This is a genomic window from Actinobacillus genomosp. 1 (assembly GCF_029774175.1).
In the GTDB taxonomy this organism is placed as follows: domain Bacteria; phylum Pseudomonadota; class Gammaproteobacteria; order Enterobacterales; family Pasteurellaceae; genus Actinobacillus.
Genome location: NZ_CP103834.1, coordinates 1977663 through 1991271, shown reverse-complemented (window position 1 = coordinate 1991271; position 13609 = coordinate 1977663). Strand labels below are relative to the sequence as shown.

Sequence of the window (13609 nt, the reverse complement as noted above, 5' to 3'; positions counted from 1 at the left end):
AATTATTATAGTTCATTCACTTTCCATTCCGAACCATCAGGAAGCATAATATTAAAATGCATACCATTTTGCTCAATCCGCCAGTTTTTATTTAGCTCAAAGGGCGGATTATTAGGATTAAGTGCAACTGCAATCGCCGTAAAAAGCTGTTTAGCTTGCTGATTCGGCATGATAAATCCATCATTTTTCCAGCCATTTTTATCTAATACTACTCTCGCTTTAGGCGAACCTAGCGGGTCGGTTTGTACCCAACGCCATTGGTTGGCTTCAAACTGTACTGATAATAAATTTGCTTGCCCCCTACTTTCTACTTTAAATAGCCGAATATTTTTCGTTTGAGTCGGTAATGTTTTAACTGAGGGCAGACTCGTACAAGCGGTCAAAAATAGTGTAAAGATTACAATCCAAAATTTTAGCATTATTTTCCTTAAAACGAAAAAAAGACCGCATAGATTTTACCCTATACGGTCTTTATTTTAATCAAAAATTAAAGTGATGCTTGATCAACAGCAACACCAGCACCCATTGTTGTAGAAATGCTTACTTTCTTGATGAAGATACCTTTAGCTGTTGTTGGTTTAGCTTTGTTTAACGCTGCTAATAACGCAACTAAGTTATCTTTTAATTGTTCAGGTGCGAAGTCTGCTTTACCGATCGTTGTATGGATAATACCATTTTTATCGTTACGGTAACGGATCTGACCTGATTTAGCATTTTTAACTGCTTCAGCAACGTTTGGAGTTACAGTACCAACTTTTGGGTTTGGCATTAAGCCGCGTGGACCTAATACTTGACCTAATTGACCTACAACACGCATTGCATCTGGAGAAGCGATAACAACGTCAAAGTTCATTTCGCCTTTCTTGATTTGCTCTGCTAAATCTTCCATACCTACTAAATCAGCGCCTGCTGCTTTAGCTGCTTCTGCGTTCGCGCCTTGTGTGAATACTGCTACGCGAGCTGTACGACCTGTACCGTGTGGTAATACTGTTGCACCACGTACGTTTTGGTCTGATTTACGAGGGTCGATACCTAAGTTCACCGCTACGTCTACGCTTTCAACGAATTTAGCTGTTGCGAATTGTTTTAAAACTGCGATCGCTTCGTTGATTTCGTAAGCTTTAGTAGAATCTACGCCAGCTTTAATTGCTTTCATTTTTTTAGTCAATTTAGCCATTGTATTATTCCTCTACGATTAAGCCCATTGAGCGAGCTGTACCAGCGATTGATTTCATTTTAGTTTCGATAGTAGCACCAGTCATATCTGCCGCTTTAGTTTCAGCGATTTGACGTAATTGCTCTTGAGTTACTGTACCCACTTTATCTTTGTTCGGTTTACCTGAACCAGATTTGATACCTACAGCTTTCTTAAGTAATACTGCCGCCGGTGGAGTTTTAGTTACGAAAGTGAATGAACGGTCTGCGTAAACTGTGATAACAACAGGAATCGGTAAACCTTTTTCTAAGCTCTCGGTACGAGCGTTGAATGCTTTACAGAATTCCATGATATTAACACCTTGCTGACCTAATGCAGGACCAACCGGTGGTGAAGGGTTAGCCATACCAGCTGCAACTTGCAACTTAACGTATGCTTGGACTTTTTTTGCCATTTTTAAGTTTCCTCTAAGTGGGTAATAACGCCGAAAATCGGCTCCCCTGTTACACAAAAAACGAGTTAGCAAGCCAACTCGTATAGGGCGGTTATTCTAAACAACTTGCGATCATTTTTCAAGCAAAACTATTTGAATAATGAAATTTAATTGCCCGAATATTAAATCGCCGATAAAAAACATTTTGTGGAATAAGAAAAGCGGTTATTTTTAAACTTATTTTTGCAAATATTCTTTGAAAATAAACCGCTTAATTTCAATCTTATTTTGTAAAATCACAAACCATTACGATTGTTTTTCTACTTGGCCGAATTCCAGTTCAACCGGTGTCGCACGTCCGAAAATAGATACGGATACTTTCAAGCGACCTTTTTCGTAATCTACTTCTTCCACCGTACCGGTAAAGTCTGCGAACGGACCTTCGGTTACACGTACATTTTCGCCCGGTTGGAATTCTTTTCTGTGACGTGGTTTTTCCGCCGTTTCTTGCACACGGTTCAAAATACGATCCGCTTCACGTTTAGAAATCGGAGCCGGTTTATCCGCCGTTCCACCGATAAAGCCCATTACACGCGGCACGCTTTTTACTAAATGCCAAGTATCGTCATTCATTTCCATTTGTACTAATACGTAACCCGGGAAGAATTTACGCTCGGTACGACGACGGCGACCACCGACACTTTCAACAACTTCTTCAGTCGGTACTAATACTTCACCAAATTGATCTTCCATTTGGTGTAATTTGATATATTCACGCAATGTTACCGCAACACGGTTTTCGAAACCGGAAAACGCTTGCAATACATACCAACGCATTTTTGTTGCTTCTGTATTTTCTACTTCGCTCATTTTAGAACCTTAAATTTGTTAAAAACGTAACCAATGTAACGATAATAGAGTCGATACCCCATAGTACTAATGACACAACCACACACATTGCGAGTACAATTAATGTTGTTTGGGTCGCTTCAGGGCGAGTCGGCCAAATAATTTTTCTAAGCTCTGTGCGAGATTCTTTGATAAAACCAATTGCTTTTTGACCTTGGTTAGTCATTGCTGCAAGCACTACCGCACCAACCGCTAATACGACAAGTAATAATACGCGTACGACAAGCGAAAAACTCGATGCAAAATATGCATTACCAATCGCCGCCACGGCAAGTAATAAGATAGCTAAACACCATAACGCGCTGTTTACGCCCTTACTTTTAACGCCCTTTTCTTCGACTTGTTCAGGGGTTTTCTTTTTAATCTCAGTAGCCATATAAAACCTAAAATTTTGTAAAAAAAGAACAATTATTTCTAAAAGCGTTGGATTCTAACATTTTTAACTTCACTTGCCACGATCTTTTATGAAAATTTATCCGATTTTTCTCTAAAACAGCTTTTTCAAGCAATGAATCCTAAAAGCCTACCCTCATTAAATTCCGACTCAAATAATAAATGTTAGCTGCATCACATTTTTCGTTTCTGCTCATTGCGGTCAGCGATTGTTCTATTTTATAGTCAATCCAACTTCGAATTTTCCGAAGTCGTGAATTTATTTTTTCTTTATTTAAACGGAGGCGTATATGAAAATTATGGCGGTTTGTGGTCACGGTATCGGCAGTAGCTTTATGATGGAAATGAACATCAAAAAGGCATTAGCCAAAATCGGCGTTGATGCGGAAGTCGGTCATACCGATTTAGCCTCCGTAACACCGGCTGATGCGGATGTCTTTGTCATGGCAAAAGATATTGCCGGTAGCAGTACCATCGATCCGGATAAAATCATTGTTGTTAAGAACATCATTAGCGTAGGTGAATTTGAAGAAAAATTGACCGCTTATTTTAATCGTGCGTGAGGTGAGTTATGGACTCTATTCTCTTTTTCATTCTGGATATTCTCAAAGTACCGTCCGTCTTAGTCGGTTTAATCGCATTTGCCGGATTAGTGGCACAGAAAAAGGCATTAACCGATATTATCAAAGGTACCATTAAAACCATTCTCGGCTTCTTGGTACTTAGCGGCGGTGCAACCGTGCTGCTTAGTTCTTTAACACCGTTAGGCGGTATGTTTGAACATGCGTTTAACGTACAAGGTATTATTCCGAATAACGAAGCGATCGTATCAATGGCGATTGAGAAATACGGTACCGCTACCGCACTGATTATGGCGTTCGGTATGGTTGCCAATATTATCGTTGCCCGTTTTACCCGTTTGAAATTTATCTTTTTAACCGGTCATCATACCTTTTATATGGCCTGTATGATCGGTGTGATTCTTACCGTAGCCGGTTTTGAAGACGTACAACTGGTGTTTGTCGGTTCATTAACCTTAGGTTTAATTATGGCGTTTTTCCCGGCAATCGCTCACCGTTATATGCGTAAGATTACCGATAGTAATGATGTCGGTTTCGGTCACTTCGGTACGTTAGGCTATGTCTTATCCGGTGCGATCGGACAAGCAGTCGGAAAAGGCTCAAAATCTACCGAAGAAATGGATTTACCGAAAAACCTCAGTTTCTTACGCGATAGTTCGATTTCAATCTCACTCACTATGATGGTGATCTACTATGTATTAGCGATTGCCTCCGGTAGCGACTATGTTTCAACCCTCAGCGGCGGGCAACATTATTTAGTCTATGCAACGATCCAAGCGATTACTTTCGCTGCCGGTGTCTATGTGATTCTACAAGGGGTACGTTTAATTTTAGCGGAAATCGTACCGGCATTTACCGGTTTCTCCGAAAAATTGGTACCGGATGCTAAACCGGCACTAGATTGTCCGATTGTGTTCCCTTATGCACCGAATGCGGTATTAATCGGTTTCTTAGCCAGCTTTGCCGGCGGGGTCATTAGTTTAGCCGTATTAGGACAATTAAATTGGGTCTTAATCTTACCGGGCGTAGTACCGCATTTCTTCTGCGGTGCAACCGCCGGTGTGTTCGGTAATGCAACCGGCGGTCGTCGCGGTGCGATTATCGGTGCATTTGCACACGGTATATTAATTACTTTCTTACCGGTGTTCTTATTGCCTGTTCTCGGCTCGTTAGGTTTTGCTAACACGACTTTCTCTGACGCTGACTTCGGCGGTGTCGGTATCGTTTTAGGCTATATGGCGCAAGTATTCAATAAAGATATGATTACTGCGATTATCGTCGGTTTATTCGCTCTGTTAGTCGCTTACAACTATTTAGCTAAAAAACCTACGCTAGAAACCAAATAGCAAGCGATTAAATTTTCATAAAAAATTGCAAAAACTGCATTTTAATGCAATTAAACATCCCCTCACTTAAAGCCGATTTGAATAAAATCGGCTTTATTTTTGCTTAATATCACTTTTTTACGTAAATATTCGATTAAATAGCGATAAAACAAGCTGAATAATTATGTAAATCGGCTGATTTTCCTATAATATGTAGCTTTATTTATTTTTGGAGGAATTATGAATAATTCTACGGCTCTACGTGAGCTTACCCTAAGGGGGATGATTTTAGGGGCATTGATCACGGTAGTATTTACCGCCTCTAATGTTTATTTAGGTCTAAAAGTCGGGATGACGTTTGCTTCATCCATTCCGGCAGCCGTTATTTCCATGGCTGTGTTAAAAATGTTTCAAGGCTCAAACATTCTTGAAAACAATATGGTACAAACACAAGCCTCTTCGGCAGGAACACTATCTTCAGTTATTTTTGTGATCCCGGCATTATTAATGATGGGTTACTGGCAATCTTTTCCTTTCTGGCAAACTTTATTAATCTGTATTTCCGGCGGTATTTTAGGGGTTATTTTTACTATTCCGTTACGAAACGTAATGGTAGTAAAAAGCGATTTGCCTTATCCGGAAGGTGTTGCAGCGGCAGAAATTTTAAAAGCCGGTGATGAAAGCGATAACAAAGACAGCGGTATTAAAGAAATTGTTTCCGGCGGTCTGTTAGCCGCATCAGTCAGTTTCCTAACCAACGGTTTACGTGTAGTTGCCGACGGTGCGAGTTACTGGTTTAAAGGCGGTAATGCGATATTCCAATTACCGATGGGTTTCTCTTTTGCCTTACTCGGTGCCGGCTATTTAGTCGGTATGATGGGCGGTATTGCGATGTTAGTCGGCACAATTTTTACTTGGGGTGTTGCCGTACCTTATTTCACCGCAACCACGCCGATGCCTGCCGATGCGGATATGGTAAGTTTCGCAACCGGTTTATGGAAAAGCAACGTACGCTTTATCGGGGTAGGTACAATCGGTATTGCAGCGATTTGGACATTATTAGTACTCTTTAAACCGATGGTACAAGGTATGTCTCAAGCGTTTCGTGCGTTAAAAGATCCGTCAATGCAAAGTCTTGAACGTACCGCACAAGACCTTTCGCCGAAAACGATGATTTATACGATTTTAGCCAGTATCGCATTAATTATCGTGGCATTAGTCAGCTTCTTACAACCGGTCGGTTTATCAATGGAATTAGCTTTCTTATTGGTGGTGGTTTGTACCATTCTTGCGGTTGTAGTCGGCTTTTTAGTCGCTGCAGCGTCCGGTTATATGGCAGGCTTAGTCGGTTCGTCATCAAGCCCGATTTCAGGTATCGGTATCATCTCTATCGTGATTATTTCCGTAATCCTGATGATGGTAGGCAATGCCGCAGGCTTAATGGAGAATGCGGACGGACAACGTTTCTTAACCGCATTAACTATTTTCACCGCGTCAATCGTGTTCTGTGTTTCGACGATTTCAAACGATAACTTACAAGATTTAAAAACCGGTTATTTAGTGAAAGCAACACCATGGCGTCAGCAATTTGCATTAATTATCGGTTGTATCGTCGGTGCGTTAATTATCACACCGGTATTAGAAATTCTGTACCACGCATACGGTTTTGCCGGTGCAATGCCACGTGAGGGAATGGATGCGACACAAGCACTTTCCGCGCCGCAAGCGACTATTATGATGACCATTTCTAACGGTATTTTCTCAAACAGCCTTGAATGGACTTATATCTTAGTCGGGGTTGCTTTCGGTATCTGCTTAATTATCATTGATACCTTACTGAAAAAAGCCAGCGCAGGTCGTTTAGGTTTACCGACTTTAGCGGTCGGTATCGGTATTTACTTACCGCCGGTGGTAAACGTACCGTTAATTATCGGTGCAACGCTTTCTTGGTTAGTCAATCGTCATATTAAACGCCACGCTAAACGTAACGGTAAAGATGTCGAAGCGGCAAGTAAAAAAGCGGAACGTTTCGGTACTTTATTTGCAGCCGGTTTAATCGTGGGCGAAAGTTTAGTCGGAGTTATCTTAGCTTTCATTATCGCAGGTTCGGTAACATCCGGCGGTTCTGATGCGCCGTTAGCCTTAAATCTCGAAAACTGGGGCGGAATGGCGGAATTACTCGGCTTAACGCTATTTGTGATCGGTTGTATTATTTTCGCTCGCCGTGTACTGCAAGCGAAAAAATAAATTTCCCTTCTTTGCATTAAACGGCATCTTCGGATGCCGTTTTTTTATTGCCTGACATAACCGCCGCTCACTTGCTTAATCACACTTAATAATTCCAAACCCAATAACTCGACTAATAGCATTTCCACTTCCAATGCGGTCGCTTTCGCCAAATCGTCAATCGAAATCGGTTCAAGACTGATATGTTCCACAATTTGTTGCTGACAAGCGGTCATTTCCGGCAATTTTTTTGCAAGATGATTGACCTTATTCGGCACATCAGCTTTTGCAAAAAATGGGGCTTTTTCGACCGCTTGTTGCGGCTCAAACAGCACCTGTTGCTGAGGCTGATCCGGCAGTTGATATTGAATCGCTTGTAAAATATCCTCTATCGTTTCAGTTAAGACCGCCCCTTCTTTGATCAGTTTATGACAGCCTTGTGCATACGGATTTTGTACCGAATTCGGTAACGCAAAAACTTCTCGTCCTTGCTCCAACGCATAACGGGCGGTAATCAGCGAGCCGCTATTTAATGTGGCTTCCACCACTAATGTACCGAGTGACAAACCGCTGATAATGCGATTACGACGCGGGAAATTCTCGGCAAGCGGCGGTTGATTCGGGAAAAATTCCGACACTAACGACCCACCGCTTTCAACAATCTGTTCCGCCAGTTTTTTATGTCTTGCCGGATACACTTGCTCTAAACCGCTACCCAAAACGGCAATGGTGATGCCCTGTTCCGCTACCGCTCGCTGATGACAAAAACCGTCTATACCGATTGCTAATCCGCTGGTTACAGCCAAATGATGTTTAATCAGTTGTTCGGTAAAATAGCCCGCCCAGTATTCACCGTAAGCGGAAAAATCTCGGCTACCGACAATCGCAATTTGCGGCAAGCTCAAACTGCTTAGCGAACCTCGCACAAATAACACTGGCGGTGCGGTGCTGATTTGCCGTAATAAAAACGGATATTCCTCATCAAATAAGGTCAATAAATGTTGATTCGGTTGCTCCGCCCACGCCAATGCACTCTCAATCCAACGCATTTCCGGATTAAACCAGCGTTGAATCTGTTTCTCATTCCAACCGATTTGTTGTAATTGGCGTTTGTCATATTGGCAAAATTGGGCAAAATCCACTTCGGATAACAGACGAGCAATGCGCTGCGCGCCCAGTTGCGGAATCTGCAATAATTTCAGTAAATCAGTCTGAGACATTAATAAGTTCCCCAAATTAATTATGGATTATTGAAAGGAAACATAGACAAACCGCGATTAAAAAGGTAATTTATTTAAACGTTCGTCTTATTTGGCTATGCTCTTTCACAAAATAGCCAATCATAAGAAAACGAGTTAATTAACCAATTTATAATTTTTTATTTTTCGATTGAGATCACAAAAAAATGTCAGTTTTAGAAGTTGTACTTTACCCGGATGAAGGGTTAGCAAAAGTGTGTGAGCCTGTTGCACAGGTGGACGATGAATTAAATCAGTTCATCGATGATATGTTTGACACAATGTACGAACACGAAGGTATCGGCCTTGCCGCACCGCAAGTGGGCGTATTAAAACGTGTTATTACGATTGATATTGAAGGCGATAAAACTAACCAAGTGGTACTGATTAACCCGGAGATTTTAGAATCATGCGGCGAAACCGGTATCGAAGAAGGCTGTTTATCGATCCCCGGTCATCGTGCGTTAGTGCCACGCAAAGAAAAAGTGAAGGTAAAAGCGTTAAACCGTAAAGGCGAAGAAGTGATTTACGATGCGGACGGCTTATTCGCTATCTGTATTCAACACGAAATCGACCACCTCAACGGTGTGCTGTTCGTGGATCACATCTCTGCACTTAAACGCCAACGCATTAAAGAAAAAATGCAAAAACTCAAAAAACAAATTGAGCGTGCGAAGTAATCCTACTCATTAAGCAAAGCGAGCATTGTCTCGCTTTTTCTTTCTTCGCTAACAAGCGGTCTAATTTGCGGCAAAATTTGCAAATCCGCCCCAATCCACCGATAATATCCCCGTTTTTAATTTCAAAAAGGAAAAAGCTATGATTATCGTAACAGGCGGCTTTGGTATGATCGGTAGCAATATCGTCAAAGCATTAAATGAAATCGGCAGAAAAGATATTCTGGTTGTAGATAACTTAAAAAACGGCGAAAAATTCGTAAATTTAGTAGATTTAGATATTGCGGATTATTGTGATAAAGAAGATTTTATCGCTTCGATCATTGCCGGCGATGATTTCGGCGAGATTGATGCGGTATTCCACGAAGGTGCTTGCTCGGCAACTACCGAATGGGACGGCAAATACTTAATGCACAATAACTACGAATATTCAAAAGAGTTATTACATTTCTGTTTAGATCGCCGAATTCCGTTCTTCTACGCATCAAGTGCGGCAACTTACGGTGGCCGTTCGGATAACTTTATTGAAGAGCGTAAATTTGAACAACCGCTCAATGCTTACGGTTACTCAAAATTCCTATTTGACGAATATGTACGCCAAATTTTACCGGAAGCGGATTCGCCGGTATGCGGTTTTAAATATTTCAACGTGTACGGCCCGCGTGAACAACACAAAGGATCAATGGCAAGCGTGGCGTTCCACTTAAACAATCAAATGCTGAAAGGCGAAAACCCGAAATTATTCGAAGGTTCAGAAACCTTCTTACGTGATTTCGTGTATGTGGAAGATGTGGCGAAAGTAAATATTTGGGCGTGGCAAAACAGTATTTCCGGTATTTACAACCTCGGTACCGGCAAAGCGGAATCGTTCCAAGCGGTCGCACAAGCGGTGATAGACTTCCATGGCAAAGGCGAAATCGAAAAAATCCCATTCCCGGATCATTTAAAATCTCGCTACCAAACCTTCACCCAAGCGGATCTAACCAAACTCCGTGCGGCAGGCTACACCGGTACATTTAAAACCGTAGCCGAAGGTACGAAAGAATATATGGCGTGGTTAAATCGCTAATAACTAACAAAAGCGGTCAAAATTAGCGAATTTTTTGCAAATTATTGCCTCATATAAAAGCCCCTACTTAGTTTTATAAGTAAGGGCTTTTTCTATAATGATATAAGTATTGTTTTCTTCTTCTCTTTCGGCTTATTTGCCGGTCAGATTATATCCGTAGCGCAAGATCACTGTAACCCAAACGGATGATGCGCATCGACGATTTGGATATGACCAAGCTGATTCGGATTTAGTTCATACAGATAAAATTCATCATTATCTATTTTTAGTTCTTTCGACAAGATAAAGGTTTTGTTGTATTTGGCGAGAACATAATACATTTGGGCATTAATTTCGATCATATCGAAGCGTGTTTTGAAATGCGGACGTAAATAACCGACCATAAAGGCAAAGATCACGAAATACGCATAAGTAAAGATCAGTACGTTACTTTTATGACTTTGGAAAAATTGAATTGCCGAATAAATATTGATATTGCTGATATGGCGATTAATCACGTTACGTAATGCGATAATAAATAAGAGTACCGCACAGAAATAAGAAATAACCGCTTGTTGATAAATTTTACCGTTAAGTAACGTGCTGATAATCAAAATAGGTAAAGTGGCAAGCGCACATAAGATAGTGGCGCGAACAAGTTTGATACAGGACTCGCTTAGAAACGGTTTGGCTTTGGTTAATAACAATAAGCCGATTAAGTAAGTGGTACAAAGTACGGCTGTGACGTAAAACACGTAACCGAGGCTACGAGCGACATTTCCGGCTCCGACATCTACATACCATAAAGGAAACCCGTAGAAGCAAGCCTGTCCCCAGCCGTAAGAATAGGCGGCAGACCAACTAAGTACACCTAAAAAAGCCATAGAAAGAGAAGAAGATACAATTTTATTGATAACCCCAAGCATCTAATTCAGAACCTCAAATCTATCAAAAAAAGAGATTGCGGATTATATTTTAACTTTTCAAACAGCTCAATTGTCAATCAATCACTTAATTATACTTACAATCCACTCAAATACCGCTATCTTATTGTTTTAATGTAAAAACTTAGTCAATTAGAGTAAGTAACACAAACTCATCCGCTCTTCCGTTTGGTTGTTTTTTATACACAAAAGACGAGACATTCACGTTTTCTATCTTAACGCTATTTTCTGAGCCGTTTAGGGTTGTATTCTTAAAATTCATCCCCATAAATGGAAACGTCTTTACACCATCATAAAAGGAAACAAAAATGGCATTAGATTTCAATGCGGTAGCTTTAGAAACAACGGAAGCAAAGGGCGGTTACGGTATCGGTTTACAAATCGGTCAGCAGTTATTAAGTAGCGGTATGGAAGTGGATGCGGAAGCGGTTGCACGCGGTATCAATGATGTATTAAATCAAAACCCACCGGCAATTGACCTTAACGAAGTCACTCAAGCGTTACAAGAGTTAGGCGCACGTGCGGAAGCAGCACAAGCGGAAGCATTTAAAGCGATTGAAGCGGACAACAAAGCGTTCTTAGAAGAAAACAAGAAAGCAAAAGGCGTGGTGGTTACCGAATCGGGTTTACAATATGAAGTCTTAACCGAAGGTACGGGCGCAAAACCGACAGCGGCAAGTTCCGTTCGTGTACACTATACCGGTTCTTTAATTGACGGTACGGTATTCGATAGCTCGGTAAAACGCGGTACGCCGGCGGAATTCCCGGTCGGCGGCGTGATTAAAGGCTGGACTGAAGCGTTACAGTTGATGACGGTCGGTTCAAAATGGCGTTTAACCATTCCGCAAGAGTTAGCTTACGGTGAACGTGGTGCAGGCGCATCAATTCCTCCGTTTGCTACCTTAATTTTTGAAGTGGAATTATTAGATATTCTATAATTTTTAGTTCAAACCATATTTTTAGCCTCCTTATCGGAGGCTTTTTTATGTTCTAAAGCAATATTCGTTGCGTAAAAAACGATTTTCAATACATAAAAAAGCGGTCGAGTTTGCAAAAAATTCTGCAATTTGACCGCTTCAACACACACAATCTCAGAAAAGTTTATTGACCGTAATAGGCATTAGCACCGTGTTTGCGTAGGTAATGTTTATCAAGTAATTCTTGTTGCATTGAGCCGATATTAGGGCGAATTTGGTGACTAACGAAATTCATATACGCCACTTCTTCCAACACTACGGAATTATGCACCGCATCGTGCGCATCTTTACCCCAAGTGAAAGGCCCGTGCGAGTGAACTAATACGCCCGGCACCATATCCGGATCAATACCGCGTTTACGGAAGGTTTCCACCACTACTTTACCGGTTTCTAATTCGTATTCGCCGGCAATTTCTTCCGGTGTCATTCGGCGTGTGCAAGGTACCGAACCGTAGAAGTAGTCCCCTTGTGTTGTGCCTAAAGCAAGAATATCTTCACCGGCTTGCGCCCATGCGGTTGCGTGACGTGAATGGGTATGCACTACGCCACCGATATTCGGGAATTGACGGTAAAATTCTAAATGGGTTGCCGTATCGGAAGACGGTTTTTTATCACCGAATACTCGGTTGCCTTGTAAATCGACAAATACGATATCTTCCGGTTTCATTGTTTCATATTCTACACCGGAAGGTTTAATCGCCACATAACCGGTTTCACGGTCGATTTCACTCACGTTACCCCAAGTAAAGGTGACTAATTTATATTTTGGTAATTCAAGATTCGCTTTAAATACGCGATCACGCATCGCAAGTAATTTTGGAGATAATTCTGTTAGCATTGGAAACCACCCTCTTTCATTTTTTGTTCAATCCAACGGCGGGCATTAATAATTTCCGCAATTGGTTCTTCCGCTTTTTCCGTCCACATTTCAATTAAGAATGCACCACGATAATTTAATTTTGCCAAGATCTCGAAGAAACCTTTGAAGTCCACACAACCGTCACCGAACGGTACGTCACGGAATTGTCCTTTGCAAGTTTCGGTAACTTTATAGGTATCTTTTAAATGAATTGCTGAGATTTTATCAATACCTAAGGCAAATTCCGCTTCAATATCATCATTCCAAGCCGAAACGTTGCCGATATCCGGATAAACGGTAAACCATGGAGACTTGATAATTTCGTCCCATTTTTTCCAACGTTTAATCGAACTCATAAACTTGGTATCCATAATCTCTACCGCAAGGGTCACTTGATTACTTGCCGCCAATTCCGTCGCCCATTCTAAGCCTTGTTGGAAACGTTCAATCGTGCCTTCGTCTTGTTCTTCGTAATACACGTCGTAACCGGCTAATTGAATGGTACGAATACCTAAATCCACCGCAAGTTGGATTGCCTTTTCCATGATTTCATAGGCTTTTTGACGAGTGGCCTCATCACGAGAACCGAACGGGAAACGGCGATGACCGGATAAACATATTGACGGAATAGTCACGCCGGTATTGATGATCGCTTTGACTAATTCGATTCGTTGTTCTTTAGTCCAATCTAAGCGAGCTAAACGTTCATCCGTTTCATCTACGGACATTTCGACAAAATCAAAACCGCACGCTTTAGCAATCGAAAGTCTGTCTTGCCAAGAAATATTTTTAGGTAATGCTTTTTCGTAAATTCCCAACTTATGTTTTCTCATATTCATCCCC

The 13609-nt window shown here is 41.4% G+C and carries 15 protein-coding genes; 6 read left to right on the top strand and 9 right to left on the bottom strand.

Features of this window, described 5'->3' with window-relative positions; all coding sequences use genetic code 11:
- Nucleotides 1-5: 5 nt before the first annotated feature.
- The 5 genes from NYR63_RS09275 to secE form a co-directional block, all read right to left on the bottom strand.
- Complete coding sequence (locus tag NYR63_RS09275; RefSeq protein ID WP_279457256.1) at nt 6-419, bottom strand: hypothetical protein; 414 nt, start codon at nt 417-419, stop codon at nt 6-8.
- A gap of 68 nt (nt 420-487) precedes the next feature.
- A complete protein-coding gene (gene rplA, locus NYR63_RS09270; protein ID WP_005599212.1) occupies nt 488-1177 on the bottom strand; it encodes a 50S ribosomal protein L1 in 690 nt (229 codons plus the stop codon).
- A 4-nt stretch (nt 1178-1181) separates the two neighbouring features.
- The gene (gene rplK / locus NYR63_RS09265; RefSeq protein WP_005599211.1) at nt 1182-1610 is read right to left on the bottom strand and encodes a 50S ribosomal protein L11; all 429 of its coding nucleotides are present in this window, start codon (nt 1608-1610) and stop codon (nt 1182-1184) included.
- 285 nt (nt 1611-1895) lie between these two features.
- Nucleotides 1896-2459 (bottom strand): transcription termination/antitermination protein NusG, encoded by a 564-nt coding sequence (gene nusG / locus NYR63_RS09260; RefSeq protein WP_005599210.1) that lies wholly within the window; start codon nt 2457-2459, stop codon nt 1896-1898.
- A gap of 1 nt (nt 2460) precedes the next feature.
- Complete coding sequence (gene secE, locus NYR63_RS09255; RefSeq protein WP_279457255.1) at nt 2461-2874, bottom strand: preprotein translocase subunit SecE; 414 nt, start codon at nt 2872-2874, stop codon at nt 2461-2463.
- 307 nt (nt 2875-3181) lie between these two features.
- On the opposite strand from secE, the gene NYR63_RS09250 reads away from it, so the two are divergent.
- From NYR63_RS09250 to NYR63_RS09240, 3 genes are all read left to right on the top strand, one after another.
- A complete protein-coding gene (locus NYR63_RS09250; RefSeq protein ID WP_279457254.1) occupies nt 3182-3454 on the top strand; it encodes a PTS sugar transporter subunit IIB in 273 nt (90 codons plus the stop codon).
- 8 nt (nt 3455-3462) lie between these two features.
- A complete protein-coding gene (locus NYR63_RS09245) occupies nt 3463-4818 on the top strand; it encodes a PTS ascorbate transporter subunit IIC (RefSeq protein ID WP_279457253.1) in 1356 nt (451 codons plus the stop codon).
- A 219-nt stretch (nt 4819-5037) separates the two neighbouring features.
- Nucleotides 5038-7044, top strand: a complete 2007-nt coding sequence (locus tag NYR63_RS09240; RefSeq protein ID WP_279457252.1) for an OPT family oligopeptide transporter — start codon at nt 5038-5040, stop codon at nt 7042-7044.
- A 44-nt stretch (nt 7045-7088) separates the two neighbouring features.
- On the opposite strand, the gene dprA is transcribed toward NYR63_RS09240, so the two are convergent.
- A complete protein-coding gene (dprA, locus tag NYR63_RS09235; RefSeq protein WP_279457251.1) occupies nt 7089-8243 on the bottom strand; it encodes a DNA-processing protein DprA in 1155 nt (384 codons plus the stop codon).
- Between the two features lie 185 nt (nt 8244-8428).
- Between dprA and def the strand changes: the two genes are divergently transcribed.
- Both def and rfaD read left to right on the top strand, forming a co-directional pair.
- On the top strand, nt 8429-8941 hold the full coding sequence (gene def / locus NYR63_RS09230) for a peptide deformylase (protein ID WP_039195517.1): 513 nt from the start codon (nt 8429-8431) through the stop codon (nt 8939-8941).
- Between the two features lie 139 nt (nt 8942-9080).
- Nucleotides 9081-10007 (top strand): ADP-glyceromanno-heptose 6-epimerase, encoded by a 927-nt coding sequence (gene rfaD / locus NYR63_RS09225; protein ID WP_279457250.1) that lies wholly within the window; start codon nt 9081-9083, stop codon nt 10005-10007.
- 167 nt (nt 10008-10174) lie between these two features.
- Here rfaD and NYR63_RS09220 read toward each other — a convergent pair whose 3' ends face one another.
- Nucleotides 10175-10912: a hypothetical protein gene (locus NYR63_RS09220; protein ID WP_279457249.1), complete on the bottom strand. Its 738-nt coding sequence runs from the start codon at nt 10910-10912 to the stop codon at nt 10175-10177.
- Between the two features lie 326 nt (nt 10913-11238).
- Here NYR63_RS09220 and NYR63_RS09215 point away from each other — a divergent pair, with 326 nt between their 5' ends.
- Nucleotides 11239-11868 carry an FKBP-type peptidyl-prolyl cis-trans isomerase gene (locus NYR63_RS09215; RefSeq protein ID WP_279457248.1) on the top strand — a complete coding sequence of 210 codons (630 nt, stop codon included), beginning with the start codon at nt 11239-11241 and terminating at the stop codon, nt 11866-11868.
- Between the two features lie 163 nt (nt 11869-12031).
- Here NYR63_RS09215 and NYR63_RS09210 read toward each other — a convergent pair whose 3' ends face one another.
- Entirely contained in the window at nt 12032-12745 is a 714-nt protein-coding gene (locus tag NYR63_RS09210; protein WP_279457247.1) for an L-ribulose-5-phosphate 4-epimerase, read from the bottom strand.
- Complete coding sequence (locus tag NYR63_RS09205; protein WP_279457246.1) at nt 12739-13599, bottom strand: L-ribulose-5-phosphate 3-epimerase; 861 nt, start codon at nt 13597-13599, stop codon at nt 12739-12741. The genes NYR63_RS09210 and NYR63_RS09205 overlap by 7 nt, the downstream gene beginning before the upstream one ends.
- Between the last annotated feature and the right edge of the window lie 10 nt (nt 13600-13609).

What these genes read in the sequence shown, in the direction of transcription:
- NYR63_RS09275 (WP_279457256.1), bottom strand. Translation starts at nt 419, where the DNA reads ATGCTAAAATTTTGGATTGTAATCTTTACACTATTTTTGACCGCTTGT.
- NYR63_RS09205 (WP_279457246.1), bottom strand. Translation starts at nt 13,599, where the DNA reads ATGAGAAAACATAAGTTGGGAATTTACGAAAAAGCATTACCTAAAAAT.
- rplA (WP_005599212.1), bottom strand. Translation starts at nt 1,177, where the DNA reads ATGGCTAAATTGACTAAAAAAATGAAAGCAATTAAAGCTGGCGTAGAT.
- NYR63_RS09250 (WP_279457254.1), top strand. Translation starts at nt 3,182, where the DNA reads ATGAAAATTATGGCGGTTTGTGGTCACGGTATCGGCAGTAGCTTTATG.
- dprA (WP_279457251.1), bottom strand. Translation starts at nt 8,243, where the DNA reads ATGTCTCAGACTGATTTACTGAAATTATTGCAGATTCCGCAACTGGGC.
- secE (WP_279457255.1), bottom strand. Translation starts at nt 2,874, where the DNA reads ATGGCTACTGAGATTAAAAAGAAAACCCCTGAACAAGTCGAAGAAAAG.
- NYR63_RS09210 (WP_279457247.1), bottom strand. Translation starts at nt 12,745, where the DNA reads ATGCTAACAGAATTATCTCCAAAATTACTTGCGATGCGTGATCGCGTA.
- NYR63_RS09215 (WP_279457248.1), top strand. Translation starts at nt 11,239, where the DNA reads ATGGCATTAGATTTCAATGCGGTAGCTTTAGAAACAACGGAAGCAAAG.
- rplK (WP_005599211.1), bottom strand. Translation starts at nt 1,610, where the DNA reads ATGGCAAAAAAAGTCCAAGCATACGTTAAGTTGCAAGTTGCAGCTGGT.
- rfaD (WP_279457250.1), top strand. Translation starts at nt 9,081, where the DNA reads ATGATTATCGTAACAGGCGGCTTTGGTATGATCGGTAGCAATATCGTC.
- NYR63_RS09220 (WP_279457249.1), bottom strand. Translation starts at nt 10,912, where the DNA reads ATGCTTGGGGTTATCAATAAAATTGTATCTTCTTCTCTTTCTATGGCT.
- NYR63_RS09240 (WP_279457252.1), top strand. Translation starts at nt 5,038, where the DNA reads ATGAATAATTCTACGGCTCTACGTGAGCTTACCCTAAGGGGGATGATT.
- nusG (WP_005599210.1), bottom strand. Translation starts at nt 2,459, where the DNA reads ATGAGCGAAGTAGAAAATACAGAAGCAACAAAAATGCGTTGGTATGTA.
- def (WP_039195517.1), top strand. Translation starts at nt 8,429, where the DNA reads ATGTCAGTTTTAGAAGTTGTACTTTACCCGGATGAAGGGTTAGCAAAA.
- NYR63_RS09245 (WP_279457253.1), top strand. Translation starts at nt 3,463, where the DNA reads ATGGACTCTATTCTCTTTTTCATTCTGGATATTCTCAAAGTACCGTCC.